Origin of the sequence: Streptomyces sp. NPDC006259, from assembly GCF_042870975.1 — a bacterium.
Lineage (GTDB): Bacteria > Actinomycetota > Actinomycetes > Streptomycetales > Streptomycetaceae > Streptomyces.
This window is the reverse complement of sequence record NZ_JBIAHY010000003.1, coordinates 146072-164184: the sequence shown is the minus strand read 5'-3', so window position 1 is coordinate 164184 and position 18113 is coordinate 146072. Positions and strand designations below refer to the sequence as shown.

Genomic DNA, 18113 nt, shown 5'->3' with positions numbered 1-18113 from the left:
GCCCCATCCACGAAGAGGAGTTCCGATGGCCGATGTCACGGCCCGTATCGCCAGGTCGGCCGCGGCTGTGGAGAGCCCGCTGACCGATCTGGCCGGCTTCGACGACTGGTTCGCCGAGTACGGGCAGAAGATCTACACGACGGCCGAGCGGGTACCGCTGGCCGCCCTGGACCAGTGGTACGAGACGCCGGTGACCGGGGATCTGCGCCACCGCACCGGCAAGTTCTTCACGGTCCACGGTCTGCGGGTGCACGACCCGACCGGCGCGGTGAACTGGTGGGACCAGCCCATCATCGACCAGCCCGAGGTCGGCATCCTGGGCATCCTGGTCAAGGAGTTCGACGGGGTGCCGCACTGCCTGATGCAGGCCAAGGCCGAACCGGGCAACCCCGGAGGGCTACAGCTCTCCCCCACCGTGCAGGCGACCCGCAGCAACTACACCGGTGTCCACAAGGGCAGGCCGGTGCCGTATCTGGACTACTTCCGCGACACCTCACGGCACCGGGTGATCGCGGACGTCCGGCAGTCCGAACAGGGCGCCTGGTTCTACCGCAAGCGCAACCGCAACATGGTCGTGGAGACGACCGCCGAGGTGGAGGTCCTCGAGGGCTTCCGCTGGTTCACGCTCGGGCAGCTGTACCTGCTGCTGGCGCGCGACGACATCATCAACATGGACGCGCGGACCGTGATGGCGTGTCTGCCGCACGCCTCCCGGCCGCAGGGTTCGCTGCACCGGATGACCGACGTGCTGAGCTGGATCACCGGTGCCCGCTCGCTGGCAGGCGTCAGCACCCAGCGGGTCGCGCTCTCCTCGCTGGACGAGTGGGAGCACACCGAGATGGGCTACTCGCACGAGAGCGGCGGCTTCTTCGACGTCATCGGGGTCTCCGTCACGGCCGCCGGGCGTGAGGTCGGCGGCTGGCGTCAGCCGATGATCGAGCCGCACGGCACAGGCGTCATCGCCTTCCTGGTCCGGCGGATCGGCGGGGTGGAGCACGTGCTGATGCACGCCCGCACCGAGCCGGGCTACGCGGATGTCGTCGAACTGGCGCCGACCGTGCAGTGCGTCCCGGAGAGCTACCGGTGGCTGCCGGCCGCCGCCCGGCCGCGCCATCTCGACGAGGTGCTGGCCGCCGGGCCCGACCGCATCCGGTTCGAGGCGGTGCTCTCCGAGGAGGGCGGCCGCTTCTTCCACGCCCGCAACCGCTATCTGATCGTGGACAGCGACGTTCCCGAGGACCCCGGCCACCCCGACTACCGCTGGCTGTCCATGGACCAGCTGACGCGGTTGCTCGGGCACAGCCACTACCTCAACGTGCAGGCCCGGAGTCTGGTGGCGTGTCTGCGCGGCCTGGAGGCGGCGCGGTCCGCCGGCTGACGGGGACGGGGACGGACGAGAGCCCGGCGGTGTCCTCCCGCCGGGCTCTCGTCCGTCCCCGTGGCCCGCCGCACGGGCTCAGAGGCTGTCCAGCACGTCACGGACCGCGCTGATCACCTTGTCCTGGGCGTCCGGCGGGAGCGTCGGGTACATCGGGAGCGAGAAGATCTGGCCGGCCAGTTCCTCGGTGACGGGCAGCGAACCCGCGCCGTATCCGAGGTGGGCGAAGCCGGACATGGTGTGCACCGGCCAGGGGTAGCTGATGTTCAGCTCGATGTCGTACGTCTTGAGGGCCTTGATGATGTCGTCGCGCCGGGGGTGGCGGACCGTGTAGACGTAGTACACGTGCTCGTTGCCGGGGACGGTGTGCGGGAGCACCAGGTCGGTGTCGCCGAGTCCTTCCTCGTAGCGCCGGGCGACGGCCTGCCGCCCCTGGACGTAGGTGTCGAGCCGGCGCAGCTTGCGCCGCAGGATCTCGGCCTGCACCTCGTCGAGCCGGGCGTTGTGGCCCGGGGTGCCGACGACGTAGTACCGCTCCTCCATGCCGTAGTAGCGCAGGCGGCGCAGCGCGCGGTGGGAGTCGTCCCGGGAGGTGAGTACGGCGCCTCCGTCGCCGTACGCGCCGAGCACCTTCGTGGGGTAGAAGGAGAAGGCGGCGGCGTCGCCCGTCGTGCCGGCGAGGCGGCCGTCGCGGCGGGCCCCGTGGGCCTGCGCGCAGTCCTCGACGAGGGTCAGGTCGTGCTCCGCGGCGAGCCGCTCCAGCGGAGCCAGGTCGACGCACTGCCCGTAGAGGTGGACGGGGAGCAGGCATCGGGTCCGGGGCGTGAGGGCGGCCTCCACCTGCTCGGTGTCCATGAGGTAGCTGTCGGCGTGTACGTCGACGAACACCGGGGTGGCGCCCACCGAGTCGATGGCGACCACCGTGGGGGCCGCGGTGTTGGACACGGTGACGACCTCGTCCCCGGGGCCGACGCCGAGCGCCTGGAGGGCCAGCTTGATCGCGTTGGTGCCGTTGTCCACGCCGACGCAGTGGGCGCGGCCGTGGTAGGCGGCGAACTCCTCCTCGAAGCCGCGGACGCTGTCACCGAGGACGAGCCGACCCGACCTGAAGACCGTGTCCACGGCGTCCAGGATGTCGTCGCGTTCGTTCTCGTATTCCTGTAGGTAGTCCCATACGAGAGTCGTCATTAATTCTTTTCCCTCCCATTACTGATGCCGTGCCACAGGGCGTCACCATCCCCTCGCAGCACATCACATTCCCGCACGGACCCACAACCCCTGAATTCCCTTTATTACCGCTCGATTTTCCCTGGACCGGGACTTTCTCTTCTTGCCGTCGACCGAATCGGGTCGTTAGCATGAGCAGAAATCGAGGACAGGGGCATACCCATGAAGGGGATTATTCTCGCCGGCGGTTCGGGAACAAGGCTCCATCCGATAACCGTCTCCGTATCGAAACAGCTGCTTCCGGTCGGCGACAAGCCGATGATCTACTATCCGCTTTCGGTACTGATGCTGGCGGACATCAGGGAGATCCTACTCATCTGCACCGAGCGCGACCTGGAGCAGTTCCGCAGGCTGCTGGGCGACGGCTCCCAGCTCGGGGTCCGGATCGACTACGCGGTGCAGAACCGGCCGGCCGGCCTGGCCGAGGCCTTCATCATCGGCGCCGAACACGTGGGCGACGACGACGTGGCACTGGTCCTGGGAGACAACATCTTCCACGGATACCACTTCTACGACCTGCTCCAGAGCAATGTCCGAAACGTCGAGGGCTGTGTGCTGTTCGGCTATCCCGTGGAGGACCCGGAACGCTACGGGGTGGGCGAGACCGACGCGTCGGGACGCCTCGTCTCCCTGGAGGAGAAACCGCTCCGGCCGCGCTCCGACCTCGCCATCACCGGGCTTTACCTGTACGACAACGAAGTGGTGGACATCGCGAAGAACCTCCGCCCCTCGGCACGCGGGGAACTGGAGATCACCGACGTCAACCGGAATTATCTGGCGCGCGGCCGAGCCCGTCTGGTCGACCTCGGCCGCGGTTTCGCCTGGCTCGACGCCGGAACTCCGGAATCCCTGCTCCAGGCCGCCCAGTACGTGCGCACGCTCGAAGAACGGCAGGGCGTGCGCATCGCCTGCGTCGAAGAGGTCGCGCTGCGCATGGGGTTCATCGACGCGGAGAGCTGCTACCGGCTCGGCGAACAGATGGCGCAGTCCGGTTACGGCCGGTACGTGATGTCGGTCGCCCGCGAGGTGTCGGGCTGACCGTCCGCGTCGTCAGGACCTCTCTCGCACACCGACGAAGAGACCGCGACCGGTGGGGCCGTCCTCCAGGAACTCCACGGAGCAGCCCGCGTCGGTGAACGCGGAGGTGTACTCGTCCCTGGTGAACAGCGTCAGCACGTCGATCTCCGTGAACTGCTGGATGCCGGCGGCGTCCCCCACGGTGAAGCGGACCTCCATGCGGGTGGCGCGGCCCTTGCGGGTGGTGTGCGAGATCCGGGCGATGGTCCGGTGCTCCTCGCGGGCCAGGTCGCCGGCGACATAGCCCTCGATGAAGTTCTCGGGGAACCACCAGGGTTCGACGACCAGCACGCCGCCGGGCTCCAGATGGCCGGCCATCGCCCGGACGGCGGCCCGCATGTCGGCCACCGTCTCCAGATAGCCGATGGCGCAGAACATGCAGCTCACCGCCGCGTACGTGCGGTCCAGCCGGAAGTCGCGCATGTCGCCGGCGTGCACGGTGGTGCCGGGCAGCCGCTGCTCGGCGAGCCGCCGCATCGGCTCCGCGATCTCCAGGCCCTCGGCGACCTCGAACAGGGTGCTGAACACGCTGAGATGGGCACCGGTGCCGCAGGCCACGTCGAGCAGCGAGTCGGCTCCCGGACGCCGTTCGGCGATGATCCGGGAGACGTCCGCCGCCTCCTCCCCCCAGTCCTTGCCCCGGCTGCGGTAGATGGCCTCGTACACGTCCGCGAGTTCCCGGCCGTACATGTCTGTTCCCTCCGTCGGCGCCCCGGTGGGCGCGTCGTCCGTTCGGCCGCCGTTCCCCACTCACTCGTCGATCAGCGCCACCGCCCTCGTCCAGCCGGCGCCCGCGCCGGCGATCCGCACCGGGAAGCAGGCGACCCGGAAGCCGCGCACGGCGGGCAGCCGGTCGAGCCCGGCGAGCCGTTCGACCTGGCAGTACTCCCGGTCCCGCCCGATGAAGTGGGCGGGCCACAGCACCGACCGGTCACCCGTGGCCCGGTAGCGGGTGATGATGTCGCCGAACGGCGCGTCCAGGCTGAACGCGTCCGTGCCGATCACGCGCACGCCCAGGTCCAGCAGCAGGTGCACGGCGGACCCGTCGAGCCCCGTGAAGTCCGTGAAGTACTTCGGCGTCCCCGCCCAGGCGTCGGCGCCGGTCCTGAGCAGGACGATGTCCATGGGGTCGGGGGTGTGGCCGATGCGGTCGAACTCCCGTCGCAGTACGGCGGCGCCGACCGCGCCGGTGCCCTGGTCGCTCAGGTCGAGCACGACCGCGGGCCGGAAGAACCAGTCGAGCGGCATCTCGTCGATGTGCCGCGGCGGACCGTCCCGGTACGAGGCGCGCGTGCCGTAGTGCGAGGGCGCGTCGACATGGGTTCCGGTGTGGGTCGTCAGCTGGAGGCGGTCGAGCGAGAGGAACTCGCCCTCCGGCAGCTCCGCCGGGTCGAACTCGATCCCGAAGTGCTCACGCATCTCCTCGCTCATGTGCGTGGCGGCCTCTTTCGGGCCGAGAACGTCGTGCACCACGGGATCAGGTTCGAAACCCGCCGCGTCCACGGGTGAGGACAGGTCGATGATGCGCACACGCGCCTCCCGGCGATGGGTTTCCTGCGAGCCAGCCCATGCTCACCAGCGCGGCTCGAGAAGCGTTGGAGGCTGACTGAACAGCCGCCAGCGCGTCCGCCCGCCCCGCGCTCGACCGATCCTGGAGGCACCGCTGCGACCGTCGTGACCCTCACCCGGGGCCCCGCAACACCGCCCCGCGACGTGACAACGGCGGAAGGGACATGGCATGGCGGTACAGGCCCCGACGGCCCCGGCGGACGTCTACGCCGAGGTTCAGCACTTCTACGCACGGCAGATGCGGTACCTGGACACGGGCGAGGCCGAGACCTGGGCCGGCACCTTCACCGAGGACGGCTCCTTCGCGCCGCCCTCGCTCCCGGAGCCGGTACGCGGACGCCCGATGCTCGCCGAGGGCGCCCGCAAGGCCGCGGCCGGTCTCGCCGCCGCCCGGGAGACCCACCGCCACTGGGTCGGCATGCTCACCGTCACCCCCGCGGACGACGGCTCGCTGACGGCCGAGAGCCAGGTCTCGATCATCGCCGTCGCCCAGGGCGGCCCCGCCCGGCTGCACCTGGTGTGCACCTGCCGGGACGTCCTGGTCCGCGAGGGCGGCCGGCTCCTCGTCCGGGAGAGGGTGGTGACCCGTGACGACCGGCCCTGAGACTCCGCCGAGCAGGGCTCGACCGCGAATCGAGCGGCGCGGCCTACGGTCCGGGGCATGAGCGCGACCAAGGAACCGACAACGCCCCGGGGTGTGATCGTCACCGGCGGCGGGACCGGGATCGGGCGGGCCACGGCCCGCGCCTTCGCCGACCGCGGCGACCGTGTACTCGTCGTGGGCCGCACCCCCGCGACCCTGGCCGGGACCGCCGAGGGCCACCCCGGCATCAGTGTCCTGACCGCCGACCTCACCGATCCGGACAGCCCGCGAGCCGTCACCGACGCGGCGCTCGAGGCGTGCGGCCGTATCGACGTCCTCGTGAACAACGCGGCCACCGGCGGATTCGCCGGTCTCGCCCAGACCAAGCGGGAGGCCGCCCGTGAACAGCTCGACGGCAACCTCCTGGCCCCCCTGCTGCTCACCCGGCAGACGCTGGACGCCCTGGCGGCCGACGGCGGCGGAACCGTGCTGAACATCGGCTCGGCGGGAGCGCTGGGCCGCCGCGCCTGGCCGGAGAACGGTGTCTACGGCGCCGCCAAGGCCGGGCTCGACTTCCTCACCCGCACCTGGGCCGTGGAACTGGCCCCCCGCTCCATCCGCGTCCTCGGCCTGGCCCCGGGCGTGATCGACACGGGCATCGGCGAACGCTCCGGGATGTCCCCCGAGGCCTACGCGGACTTCCTCGCACAGATCGCCACCCGCGTCCCGGCCGGCCGGGTCGGCCGGCCCGAGGACATCGCCTGGTGGGCCGTCCAGCTCACCGACCCGCGCGCCGCCTACGCGACCGGAGTGGTGCTCGCGGTCGACGGCGGTCTGTCCCTCACCTGAACCACCTCCCGAAGGAGACTGCCGTGCAGACAGAGAACTCGCCCGACACCGCGGAGAACGAGCAGACCGACAGCGAACTGGGCCGTCATCTCCTGACCGCCCGCGGCTTCCACTGGATCTACGGCACCAGCGGCGACCCGTACGCCCTGACACTGCGCGCGGAGAGCGACGACCCCACGCTGCTGGCCCGCCGGATACGGGAGTCGGACGCACCGCTGTGGCAGAGCGCCACCGGAGCCTGGGTCACCGGCCGGCACGGCGTCGCCCTCCAGGCCCTGTCGGACCCCCGGCTCGGCCTGCGCCACGCCGATCTGCCGGGACCGCAGCGGCACGTCTTCTCCGACGCCTGGAGCAATCCGCAGCTGTGCCACATCGTCCCGCTGGACCGGGCCTTCCTGCACGCGTCGGGCGTCGACCACGCCCGCTGGGAGCGGTCGGCCGCCCCGGTCCTGAGCGGGGCCGCGCTGGAGGGCCGGCGCAAGCACGCCGAGGGCGTGCACCAGGAGACCGCCGACCGCGCGGGTGACGCCTTCGACCTCATGGCGGACTACTCCCGCCCGGTGGCCGTCGAGGCCGCCGCCGCGCTGCTCGGCGTCCCCGGTGCGCTGCGCGACCGCTTCGCCCAGGGGTGTCTCGCCGCCGGCGTCGCCCTCGACGCCGCGCTCTGCCCCCAGCCGCTCGCCGTGACCCGTCGGCTGAACGAGGCCGTCGAGGACCTCCGCGCCCTGATCGGCGACCTCGTCGAGGCGCGGCGGACCGATCCGGGCGACGACCTGCTCGGCACCGTGCTGCGCGCCGACTCCGCCGCGGCCTCGCCCGCTCGGGACGCGCTCGCCGTGGGCGTGCTCACCGCCGTGGTGGGCGTCGAGTTCACCGCCGGGCTCATCAACAACACCCTGGAGTCGCTGCTCGCCCGTCCCGTGCAGTGGGCGCTGCTCGGCGACGACCCGCAGCGGGCGGCCGGCGCCGTGGAGGAGACCCTGCGCTTCGCGCCGCCGGTGCGGCTGGAGAGCCGTATCGCCGCCGAGGACCTCACGCTCGGCGGCCAGGACGTCCCGGCGGGTGCCCAGGTCGTCGTCCACGTCGGTGCGGCGAACCGGGACCCCGAGGCGTTCCTGGCGCCGGACCACTTCGACCTCGAACGGCCCGTGGGGCAGGGTCACTTGTCGCTCTCGGGCCCGCACACCGCGCTCTTCGGGGCGTTCGCCCGGCTCCAGGCGGAGACCGCGGTGCGCACCCTGCGGGAGCGCCACCCCCGGCTGACGCAGGCCGACGGCGTCCTGCGGCGGATGCGCTCCCCCGTGCTGGGCGGAGTCCTGCGGTTCCCCCTGACCACCTCCGCGTGACGCCACACCGGGGCGCGGTGCACCGCGGCCGGGGTGCCGCGGAGCCGCGCAAAGCCGAGCCGCGGAAAGCCGAGCCGCAGAGAAAGGACCGACCATGCGGGTTCTCCTGACGTCCTTCGCGATGGACGCTCACTTCAACGGGTCCGTGCCGCTGGCCTGGGCGCTGCGGGCCGCCGGGCACGAGGTGCGGGTGGCGAGCCAGCCCGCCCTGACCGGGAGCATCACGGCGGCCGGCCTGACCGCCGTCCCGGTGGGGGTGGATCACCGGCTGGACGAGATGGTCAAGGGCGTGGGCGACTCCGTGCTGTCCCACCACGCCAACCAGTCGCTGGACGCCGACGCCCCCGGACAGCTCACCCCGGCCTTCCTCAAGGGCTGGGACACGATGATGACCGCCACCTTCTACACCCTGATCAACGATGATCCGATGGTGGACGACCTCGTCGACTTCGCCCGGGGCTGGGCACCGGACCTCGTCCTGTGGGAGCCGTTCACCTTCGCCGGCGCGGTCGCCGCGAAGGTGACCGGCGCGGCCCACGCCCGGCTGCTGTCCTTCCCCGACCTGTTCATGTCCATGCGGCGGGCCTTCCTCGCGCAGATCGGCGCCGCCCCGGCGGACCGGGCCGGGGGCAGCGGGACGGCGCACCCCGAGGACTCCCTCGGCCAGTGGCTGGAGTGGACGCTCGGCCGCTACGGCGTGCCCTTCGACGAGGAGGCGGTGACGGGACAGTGGTCGGTGGACCAGGTGCCGCGCAGCTTCCGCCCGCCCTCGGACGGCCCGACCGTGGGCATGCGCTACGTCCCCTACAACGGGCCGGGGCCCGCCGTCGTGCCCGACTGGCTGCGCGTCCCGCCGACGCGCCCCCGCGTCTGCGTCACCCTGGGCCTGACGGCCCGCACCTCGGAGTTCCCCAACGCGGTGCCGGTCGACCTCGTCCTGAAGGCGATCGAGGGGCTGGACATCGAGGTGGTCGCCACCCTCGACGCCGAGGAGCGGGCGCTGCTGACCCATGTCCCGGACAACGTGCGCCTGGTGGACCACGTGGCGCTGCACGCCCTGCTGCCGACCTGCGCGGCCATCGTCCACCACGGCGGCGCCGGAACCTGGTCGACGGCGCTCGTCGAGGGTGTTCCGCAGATCGCCATGGGCTGGATCTGGGACGCGATCGACCGCGCGCAGCGCCAGCAGGCACTGGGCGCGGGCCTGCACCTGCCCTCCCACGAGGTGACGGTGGAGGGGCTGCGCGGCAGGCTCGTCCGGATCCTGGAGGACCCCTCGTTCACCTCGGCGGCCGCCCGACTGCGTGCCGAGGCGGAGTCGGAACCGACCCCGGCGCAGGTCGTCCCCGTACTGGAACGGCTGACCGCCCAGCACCGCGCCCATGGCCCCCGACGCCCCGGAGGTACGTCGCCATGCGTGTCCTGATCACCGGCGGCGCCGGTTTCATCGGGTCCCACTACGTCCGTTCGCTGCTGGCCGGCACCCTGCCCGGTCCCCGGCCGAGCCGGGTCACGGTCGTCGACCTGCTCACCTACGCGGGGAGCACCGGCAACCTGCCCCTGTCCGATCCCCGGCTGGACTTCCACCGGCTCGACATCCGCGACCTGAACGCGCTGCTGGCGGTGGTCCCCGGCCACGACGCGGTCGTGCACTTCGCGGCCGAGACCCACGTCGACCGTTCGCTGACCGAGCCCGCCGAGTTCGTCACCACCAACGTGCTGGGCACCCAGTCGCTGCTGGAGGCGAGCCTGCGCTGCGACGTCGGCACGTTCGTGCACGTCTCGACGGACGAGGTCTACGGATCGATCGCCGAGGGCACCTGGACCGAGGAGGCCCCGCTGCTCCCCAACTCCCCCTACGCCGCGTCGAAGGCGGGCAGCGACCTCGTCGCGCGGTCCTACTGGCGCACCCACGGGCTCGACGTGCGCACCACGCGCTGCGCCAACAACTACGGCCCCCGGCAGCACCCGGAGAAGCTGATCCCGCTGTTCGTCACCGAACTGCTGGCCGGCCGGTCGGTGCCGTTGTACGGCGACGGCGGCAACGTCAGGGAATGGCTGCACGTGGACGACCACTGCCGTGCCGTCCACGCGGTGCTGACCGGCGGCCGGCCCGGCGAGATCTACAACATCGGCGGCGGTACGCACCTGACCAACCGTGAGATGACGGCCAAACTGCTCGCGCTGTGCGGCACGGACTGGTCCAGGGTCCGTCAGGTTCCCGACCGCAAGGGCCACGACCTGCGGTACGCGGTGGACGACACGAAGATCCGCGAGGAACTCGGCTACCGGCCGCTCCGGTCGCTGGACGACGGTCTGCGCGAGGTCGTCGACTGGTACCGCGACCGTTCGGCCCGCCGACCGGAACCGGCCGAGCGGGTCTGAGCGGGGCTGAGCGGTTCCGGGCCGCTCCCCTCCCCTCCTCTCCCCTCCTCTCCCCTCCTCTCCGCTCCGGGAAGACCCCGGGCGGCGAGCGGACACGACGAGAGCCGGCGCCTTTCGGCGCCGGCTCTCGTCGTGCGGGCGGGGGCGGTCGGCGGGTCGCCCCGGCGGATCAGCCGCTCACCACCCGTGCGGCCTTGCGCACCTGCTCCACCAGGAGCGCCTGCCGCAGCAGTGCTTCCCCCAGCGAGGCCCGTACGGTGTCCGAGGACACCGCGGAGGCGAAGGCGTCGAGCGCGTTGCTCACTTGGTGGTCGGCGGGCAGCGTCACGTCGGTGAGCCGGTCCTGCTGTTCGAGCCGGACCACGGGGCGGTGCTCACGCGGCGGGGTGAAGGCCCGCGGCACGCTCAGCCTGCCGCGGCTGCCCCACAGCGCGTAGACGGACCGGTAGGAGTGCTGGAAGCCGAAGTCGAGCTGCGCGGTCACCCCCGTCGCCGTGGAGAGCAGCGCGCTTCCCGCCACGTCGACCCCCGTGGCCTCGTCCACGCGCAGACAGGCGCCCAGCACGTCGAGTTCCCCGGCCAGGTGGAGCTGGGCCGCGCGGAGCGGATAGACACCGACGTCCAGCAGCGCGCCACCGCCGAGCCGGGCGTCGTGCCGGAAGGACGAGGGGTCGGGCGGCGGCACGCCGAAGGAGCTGGAGAAGACCCGCAGTTCACCGATCTCGCCGACCATGGCCCGTACCGCCTCGTGCTGCGAGTGGTGCAGGAACATGAAGTTCTCGGTGAGCGCCAGGTCGAGCCGGGCGGCCATCGACACCAGTTCCACGCTCTGGGCGTACGTCGTGCTGAGCGGCTTCTCCACCAGGACGTGCTTGCCCGCCGTCAGCGCCTTGGTGACCCATTCGTGGTGCATGCCGGGCGGCAGCGGCACATAGACGGCGTTGATGTCGTCGCGGTCCAGCAGCGCCTGGTAACCGGTCACCGCCGCGCAGCCGAAGCGGGCCGCGAGCCGTTCGGCGCGTGCCCCGTCCCGGCTCGCCAGCGCCACCAGCCGCACCGACGGATGCTCCACGAGCGCGGGCAGGATCCGGCGCACCGCGATATCGGCACAGCCCAGAACGCCCATGCGGAGCACGGGCCGTGGAGTGTCCTTCGGCATCTGCCACCTCACCAGTCGGCTACGTCGCCGGACACGCTAGTCACGGCAGGTCGAAGGCGTCTGGAAGCCCGCTGGAGCAGGCGCTTCGGCGGGGACTCCACGGCTCCTCGACCGATCCGCGCCAGCATGGTCCCGAGGCAATCCTTACGGGAGGGACGGCTATGACGTCGGACACCAAGGCTCTGGTCCTGGAGCAGGTTCGCGAGTATCACCGGCAGCAGCAGCCAGGGAATTTCCAGCCGGGAGTGACGCCCATCCTCTCCTCGGGGGCCGTCCTGGACGGGGAGGACCGGGTCGCCCTGGTGGAGGCCGCCCTGGATCTGCGGATCGCGGCCGGGGCCCACTCCCGGCGCTTCGAGAGCCAGTTCGCCCGCCACATCGGCGTGCGCAAGGCCCACCTGGTGAACTCGGGGTCGTCGGCGAATCTGCTGGCGCTCTCGGCGCTGACCTCCCCCCGGCTCGGCGAGCAGCGGTTGCGCCCGGGCGACGAGGTGATCACGGTGGCCGGCGGTTTCCCCACCACGGTGAACCCGATCTTCCAGAACGGTCTGACGCCCGTGTTCGTGGACATCGAACTCGGCACCTACAACACGACGGCGGAGCGTGTCCGGGCGGCGATATCGGACCGGACCCGGGCCATCATGATCGCGCACACCCTCGGCAACCCCTACGAGGTGGCGGAGATCCAGCAGCTCGCCACGGAGCACGAGCTGTTCCTGATCGAGGACAACTGCGACGCCGTGGGCTCGACGTACCAGGGCCGCATGACGGGCACCTTCGGCGATCTGGCCACCGTCAGCTTCTACCCCGCCCACCACATCACGACGGGCGAGGGCGGCTGCGTACTGACCCGCAATCTCGAACTGGCCCGTATCGTCGAGTCGTTCCGCGACTGGGGGCGGGACTGCTGGTGCGAGCCGGGCGAGGACAACACCTGCCTCAAGCGGTTCGACTACCAGCTGGGCGACCTCCCCAAGGGCTACGACCACAAGTACATCTTCTCCCACATCGGTTACAACATGAAGGCAACCGATCTCCAAGGAGCCCTGGCACTCAGCCAGTTGAAGAAGCTGCCGGAGTTCGGCGCGGCCCGGCGGCGCAACTGGCAGCGGCTGCGGGACGGGCTGGCGGACGTTCCCGGTCTGCTGCTGCCCTCCGCCACGCCCGGCAGCGACCCGAGCTGGTTCGGTTTCGTGATCACGGTGCTGCCGGACGCCACCTACACCCGCCGCGACCTGATCGCCTTCCTGGAGGAACGGCGCATCGGCACGCGACGGCTGTTCGGTGGCAACCTCACCCGTCATCCGGCGTATCTCGGCACCGCGCACCGGGTGGCCGGGGATCTGCGCAACTCCGACATCATCACGGAGCAGAGCTTCTGGATCGGGGTGTACCCGGGCATCACCGAGGAGATGACCGACTACATGCGGGAGTCCATCGTCGAGTTCGTCACCAAGAACGGCTGAGCCGTCCGGCCGGTCGGCCGGGGGAGGGTCAGCTGATCATCCGGTCGAGCACGGGGTCCCCTCCGTACTCGGGCACGTCCAGCCAGGGCTCCGCGGCGAGCACCGCCTGCTGCAGACGCTGGAGACGCGGCGACGGCGAGAGCCCCAGTTCCTCCGCCAGCCGACGGCGCAGCCTCTGGTAGACGTCCAACGCCTGCCAGGAGCGGCCGGCCCGGTACAGCGCCGTCATGCACTGGGCGTGCAGGCCCTCGTGCAGCGGATGGCGCCCCGTGAGTTCGGTCAGTTCGGCCAGCAGCTCCGCGTGGCGTCCCAGCCTCAGATCCGCCTCGAGGCACCGCTCCAGCACGCCGAGCCGGCTCTCCTCCAGACGCGCCACCTCGATGCTCAGGACGGGACCTATCCGCACGTCCACCAGCGCGGACCCCCGCCACAGCGCGAGTGCCTCGCGGAAGTGGGCCGAGGCCTTCTCCTGCCGGTCCTCGGCGGTGGCGATCCGCCCGGCGGCGACCAGCCGTTCGTACCGCGGCACGTCCACGGAGTCCACGGGCGCCTGCCAGCAGTAGCCGCCGTACTGGGTGACGAGGACGTCCTTGGCGGACACCCCGCCGTCGGCACCGTAGGCCGCGGTGAGCTGGCGGCGCAGTTGAAGGATGTAGGTGTGCAGGGTGGCGAGTGCGCTCTGGGGCGGTTCGGTGCCCCAGATCTCCTCCATCAGGGTCCCGACGGGCAGGACCCGGTTGGCGTGGATGGCGAGCAGGGCGAGGATCTGCCGGGGTTTGGCGGCGGTCGGCACGATCGACCGGCCCCGCACTTCGGCCGTCAGCGGACCCAGCAACCATATGTCCACGTTTGTCTCCCCCAGGTGGTCGACGGAGCACCGTGAAAGGCTCCTTGCCCAGGGAGTCTCGCTGGCCGCTTCGGCACTCAACCAGTGCCATCGACCCGAACAGACACATGAGGAACCTATGCGCAAGATATGCAAATCTCATATGCCGCATGTGCGGGACGCACTGGTAACCACTCCGCGGGGCCGAAAGGATGGCGGCAGTGCACGGGCCCCGGGGGGGCCGGCGCGACACACAGCAGTCGGCCGACAGCGACAAGGAGCATATATGTCACGGATCACGCCCCTCCTGGAAGGTGACACGGCAGCCGCCGAGTTCGCCGACGATCTCGTGATCACGGAGTTCGGCCACGGTCCCGGGGAACACGCGGACAGCCACATGTGCATCTGTTGGGTTGCCGCGCTCGGCGCCCCGTCGGCCACGGTCGGCGGCTCCACGTCTCGATGAACCGTACGGTCCCGGGCGACGGGCTCCCCCGGCTCGGGTTCGCCCCGCATCTGCGGGTCGAATCGCGGCCGGGGGAGCCCGTCTTCCTGATGACGGAGGACCGGGTGACGACGCTCGGCGGGGAGCAGGTCGCCCTGCTGGCCCCGCTGCTCGACGGCAGCCGCGATCTGCCCGGCATCGTCGCCGACGCCTCGCCCCGGCTGCCGGCCGAACTCGCCGAACGGCTCGTGACCCGACTGCTGGACGCGGGCCTGCTGTGCGCCTATCCGCAGGACGGGGCCGACGGCGCCGAGCGGGCCTACTGGTCCCTCACGGGCCTGGACGTACGGCCCGCCGACGGACGGGACGGGGTCCTGGCGGCGGTCGACCTCACCGGGGACGGGGACGCGCCGCTGCACGAGGCCGTGTCCGCGGCGGGGCTGCGCCTCGCGGCGCCGGGCGAGCCCGCCGCCCTGACCCTGGCCCTGTGTCACGACTATCTCGACCCGCGGTTGAGCGCCCTGGACGCGGAGCACCGTACGGCGGGCCGTAGTTGGCTGCCCGTGCGGGCCAACGGCACCCATCTGTGGATCGGCCCCTTCTTCTCCCCCGGCGACGGCCCCTGCTGGAGTTGCCTGGCGGACCGGCTCCGGCTGCGCCGGCGCGGCGAGGCGTATGTGCAGCACCTGCTGGGGCACAGCGGTCCCGCCGCGCACCGGCGGGCGTACCTGCCGTCCGGGCGCGGCGCGGCCCTCCAACTGGCCCTGCTGGAGGCGGGGAAGTGGCTCGCCGGTCACCGCGACACCGCGCAGGACAGCCTGTGGCGACTGGACACCCGCACCCTGGAGAGCAGCCGCCATCCCGTACGGCGCCGACCGCAGTGCTCCGGCTGCGGCGATCCGCTGCTCGTACGCGACCGGGTCTCGGCCCCGGTGCTGCTGTCCCCCCAGCCGGTCCGGGACACGAGCGGCGGCGGGCACCGGACGCGCGGTCCGCGGGAGACGCTGGAGCGGTACGACCACCTCGTGGACCCCGTCACCGGTCTCGTCGGCGAGATCCGCCGGGATCCGCGCGGACCGGAGTTCCTCAACTGCTTCCACGCGCTCGCGCTGCCGCCCTGGGACCCGGCCCTGCCGCCACCCGCACTCCACTCCCCGCTGCGGAGCCCGGGCTCCGGCAAGGGCGTCACCGAACTGCACGCCAGGGTCAGCGCCTTGGCCGAGGCACTGGAGCGGTGCAGCGGCTACTTCCAGGGCGACGAGCCGCGCCGGCGCGCCAGCTACCGGCGACTGGGCCCCCTCGCCGTCCATCCGGACAGCGTCCAGCTCTTCCACCGGCGGCAGTTCGAGGACCGTGAGGCGTGGAACCGCGCGCACGGTCCGTTCCACCAGGTGCCCGAACCCTTCGACGAGGACGCCCCGCTCGACTGGACCCCCGTCTGGTCGCTGACCGAGGGGCGGCAGCGGCTGGCGCCCACGAGTCTGCTCTACTACAACGCCCCGGACGCGGACGCCGGCTTCTGCCGGGCCACCTCCAACGGAGCCGCCGCCGGGACGAGCCTGGAGGACGCGATCGTCCACGGCTGCCTGGAACTCGTGGAGCGCGACGCGATCGCCCTGTGGTGGTACAACCGCACCCGGCAACCCGGGGTGGCGCTGGACGCGGGCGACCCGTGGATCACGCGGCTCCGGGCCGTCCTGAGGGACATGGGCAGGACGGTGTGGGCCCTCGATCTGACGTCCGACCTCGGGATTCCCGTGGTGGCCGCCGTGTCGGCGCGGACGGGCGGGCCCGCCGAGGATCTCGCGCTGGGTTTCGGCGCGCACTTCGATCCGCGCGTCGCCCTGCGCCGGGCGCTCACCGAACTCACCCAGATGCTGCCGCCGTTGGCGGGCGAACCGGTCGGGGGCGCCTCCGCGTACACCGGCACCGACCCGGAGGCGCTGCGCTGGTTCGGGCACGCCACCACGGCCAACCAGCCCTACCTCCTGCCGGCCGCCCGCCGGTCCACCCGGCCCCGCGCGTCGCTGCGGCCCCCCGCCGACGCCGCGGCGCAGGTCGAGTCCCTGGTCGCCCTGTTGCGCCGGCACCGCCTCGACGTCATGGTCCTCGACCAGACCCGACCCGATGTGGAACTGCCCGTCGCCAAGGTGCTGATCCCCGGTCTGCGTCCGCACTGGGCGGGATGGGGCCCCGGCCGGCTGTTCGACGTGCCCGTCGCACTCGGCCGCCTCACCCGGCCGAAAGATTTCGCTCAGCTCAATCCGCTGCCGCTGCACCTATGACGGAATGAAACATTCCCCTTTCTGTCCGCCGGTTCCGGCCTTTGGGTGAGGAGCGGATTTCCGCGGCGAGGCCATGAGAAATGTCCGCCACTCACGGAACGCCGTAGCGGAACGGCACCCATCGCTTAGAATCGATTACGCGTTCCCATCCTCCTCGTTCGCTGTGAGAGGGTGGGGAGAGGCACAACCTGACTCACTCATTCGTTCGGTTCGTCCGGGGGAGGAAGAGATGCAAGGTTCTGCCCTGCACCAGCACGCGCGCGTCGAGCGGGAGGGCGCGAGAAGCAGGGACCTGGCTCTCGGCACCTCCACAGCCATCACCCTCGCCGTGCTGGTGGCCTTCTTCGGGATCGCCTTGGGCTATCTGCTGGAGGACCGGCTCTCACCGGTCAGGTTCGCCGCGGGCATCCTGACCCTCCTTCTCGTCTACGCCGTCCAACTGGTGCATTCCTTCCCCCGGTTGTGGCCCCGGCTGGCTCGACGACCGTACTGGACCCTCGGTTTCCAGGTTCTCCTCACCTACCTGCCGTTCCTCACCTTCGCCGAGTCCTGGCTCGCCACACCGGGCTTCCTCGCCGGTTCCGCCCTGCTCGTCCTGCCGCCCCGCTGGGCGTGGCCGACGTTCGCGGCGATCGTGGGCTCGTCCAGCCTGCTGGTGCTGGGGAGCGGAATGGGCCGTGGATCACTCTGGTACGGGACGGTCGCGACCACGCTGACCGGCCTGGTGGTGTTCGGGCTCTCGGAGCTGACCCGCCTGGTCCAGGAAGCCCACCACACCCGCACCGAGCTGACCCGCATGGCGCTGGAGGCCGAACGGCTGCGCTTCTCCCGCGATCTGCACGACCTGCTGGGCATGAGCCTGACCACCATCGCGTTCAAGTGCGAACTGGCTCGGCGGCTGCCCCCCTCCAAGCACGCCCGCCTCCAGCAGGAACTGACCGAGATCCTCGACACCACCCAGCGGGCGTTCGCCGACGTGCGGGCCGTCTCGCAGACCTACCGCGCCATGTCCCTGGCCACCGAGGTCGACACCGTCTTCCGCACCCTCAGGGCGATGGGCATCCAGGCCGCGTTCCGAGGCGGCACCGGGCCTCTGCCGCCCGAGATCGAGACGATTCTGGCGACGGTGCTGCGGGAGGCGGCCACCAACATGTTGCGCCACAGCAAGGTCGGCACCTGCGTCGTCGACCTCGATGCCGAGGACGGCACCGTCAGGATGACCGTGGCCAACGACGGGCTGACCGGCCGCCCGGCCTCTCCGCCCGGCAACGCCCGGCCCGGAAGCGGTCTCGACAACCTCCGCGCACGCGTCGAGGCGGTCGAGGGCCGGCTCAGCACGGAGATCAGGGACACGAACTGGTTCTCGCTGACGGCGGTCGTCCCCCTCCCGTCCGAGACCCGGGCGTCCGCGCGCCGCCTCCTGTGGCCCTCCGGGGAGCCGGCGCACCCCTCCGACGCAGACGTGCACGATTCGGCGACAGTGGCCTGAGCGGCCGCGGACGGCCCGGCCGCGGCGGG

General features: G+C 71.5%; 16 protein-coding genes. 11 read left to right on the top strand and 5 right to left on the bottom strand.

Going from position 1 to position 18113, the window contains the following annotated elements; translation table 11 throughout:
• Positions 1-25 precede the first annotated feature (25 nt).
• Entirely contained in the window at positions 26-1378 is a 1353-nt protein-coding gene (locus ACFYO5_RS12165; protein ID WP_388707486.1) for an NDP-hexose 2,3-dehydratase family protein, read from the top strand.
• Between the two features lie 78 nt (positions 1379-1456).
• On the opposite strand, the gene ACFYO5_RS12160 is transcribed toward ACFYO5_RS12165, so the two are convergent.
• Positions 1457-2566, bottom strand: coding sequence for a DegT/DnrJ/EryC1/StrS family aminotransferase (locus ACFYO5_RS12160; RefSeq protein ID WP_356562619.1), 1110 nt, complete (start codon positions 2564-2566; stop codon positions 1457-1459).
• Positions 2567-2767: 201 nt separating this feature from the next.
• On the opposite strand from ACFYO5_RS12160, the gene rfbA reads away from it, so the two are divergent.
• Positions 2768-3643: a glucose-1-phosphate thymidylyltransferase RfbA gene (gene rfbA / locus ACFYO5_RS12155; protein ID WP_356562617.1), complete on the top strand. Its 876-nt coding sequence runs from the start codon at positions 2768-2770 to the stop codon at positions 3641-3643.
• Between the two features lie 12 nt (positions 3644-3655).
• Here the strand turns inward: rfbA and ACFYO5_RS12150 are convergent, their stop codons facing one another.
• Both ACFYO5_RS12150 and ACFYO5_RS12145 read right to left on the bottom strand, forming a co-directional pair.
• Positions 3656-4372: a class I SAM-dependent methyltransferase gene (locus ACFYO5_RS12150; RefSeq protein WP_356562615.1), complete on the bottom strand. Its 717-nt coding sequence runs from the start codon at positions 4370-4372 to the stop codon at positions 3656-3658.
• Between the two features lie 60 nt (positions 4373-4432).
• Positions 4433-5212 (bottom strand): cyclase family protein, encoded by a 780-nt coding sequence (locus tag ACFYO5_RS12145; protein WP_388707482.1) that lies wholly within the window; start codon positions 5210-5212, stop codon positions 4433-4435.
• Between the two features lie 208 nt (positions 5213-5420).
• On the opposite strand from ACFYO5_RS12145, the gene ACFYO5_RS12140 reads away from it, so the two are divergent.
• The 5 genes from ACFYO5_RS12140 to rfbB all read left to right on the top strand — a co-directional run bounded on the left by ACFYO5_RS12140 (position 5421) and on the right by rfbB (position 10414).
• Positions 5421-5855 (top strand): nuclear transport factor 2 family protein, encoded by a 435-nt coding sequence (locus tag ACFYO5_RS12140; RefSeq protein ID WP_356562611.1) that lies wholly within the window; start codon positions 5421-5423, stop codon positions 5853-5855.
• A 57-nt stretch (positions 5856-5912) separates the two neighbouring features.
• Entirely contained in the window at positions 5913-6683 is a 771-nt protein-coding gene (locus ACFYO5_RS12135; protein ID WP_356562610.1) for an SDR family oxidoreductase, read from the top strand.
• A 23-nt stretch (positions 6684-6706) separates the two neighbouring features.
• Positions 6707-8029, top strand: coding sequence for a P450-derived glycosyltransferase activator (locus tag ACFYO5_RS12130; RefSeq protein ID WP_388707478.1), 1323 nt, complete (start codon positions 6707-6709; stop codon positions 8027-8029).
• Positions 8030-8123: 94 nt separating this feature from the next.
• Positions 8124-9455 (top strand): activator-dependent family glycosyltransferase, encoded by a 1332-nt coding sequence (locus ACFYO5_RS12125; protein ID WP_388707475.1) that lies wholly within the window; start codon positions 8124-8126, stop codon positions 9453-9455.
• Positions 9443-10414 carry a dTDP-glucose 4,6-dehydratase gene (gene rfbB / locus ACFYO5_RS12120; RefSeq protein WP_388707473.1) on the top strand — a complete coding sequence of 324 codons (972 nt, stop codon included), beginning with the start codon at positions 9443-9445 and terminating at the stop codon, positions 10412-10414. The genes ACFYO5_RS12125 and rfbB overlap by 13 nt, the downstream gene beginning before the upstream one ends.
• A 169-nt stretch (positions 10415-10583) precedes the next feature.
• On the opposite strand, the gene ACFYO5_RS12115 is transcribed toward rfbB, so the two are convergent.
• Positions 10584-11573, bottom strand: a complete 990-nt coding sequence (locus tag ACFYO5_RS12115; RefSeq protein ID WP_388707470.1) for a Gfo/Idh/MocA family protein — start codon at positions 11571-11573, stop codon at positions 10584-10586.
• A 161-nt stretch (positions 11574-11734) separates the two neighbouring features.
• On the opposite strand from ACFYO5_RS12115, the gene rfbH reads away from it, so the two are divergent.
• A complete protein-coding gene (rfbH, locus tag ACFYO5_RS12110) occupies positions 11735-13039 on the top strand; it encodes a lipopolysaccharide biosynthesis protein RfbH (protein WP_388707468.1) in 1305 nt (434 codons plus the stop codon).
• Between the two features lie 28 nt (positions 13040-13067).
• On the opposite strand, the gene ACFYO5_RS12105 is transcribed toward rfbH, so the two are convergent.
• A complete protein-coding gene (locus ACFYO5_RS12105; RefSeq protein ID WP_356562600.1) occupies positions 13068-13886 on the bottom strand; it encodes an AfsR/SARP family transcriptional regulator in 819 nt (272 codons plus the stop codon).
• Between the two features lie 265 nt (positions 13887-14151).
• Here ACFYO5_RS12105 and ACFYO5_RS12100 point away from each other — a divergent pair, with 265 nt between their 5' ends.
• The 3 genes from ACFYO5_RS12100 (at position 14152) to ACFYO5_RS12090 (ending at position 18084) form a co-directional block, all read left to right on the top strand.
• Positions 14152-14331 carry a hypothetical protein gene (locus ACFYO5_RS12100; RefSeq protein WP_388707465.1) on the top strand — a complete coding sequence of 60 codons (180 nt, stop codon included), beginning with the start codon at positions 14152-14154 and terminating at the stop codon, positions 14329-14331.
• Positions 14328-16595, top strand: a complete 2268-nt coding sequence (locus ACFYO5_RS12095; protein WP_388707462.1) for a TOMM precursor leader peptide-binding protein — start codon at positions 14328-14330, stop codon at positions 16593-16595. Before ACFYO5_RS12100 ends, ACFYO5_RS12095 begins: the two co-directional genes overlap by 4 nt.
• A gap of 229 nt (positions 16596-16824) precedes the next feature.
• Entirely contained in the window at positions 16825-18084 is a 1260-nt protein-coding gene (locus tag ACFYO5_RS12090) for a histidine kinase (RefSeq protein ID WP_356562594.1), read from the top strand.
• Positions 18085-18113 lie beyond the last annotated feature (29 nt).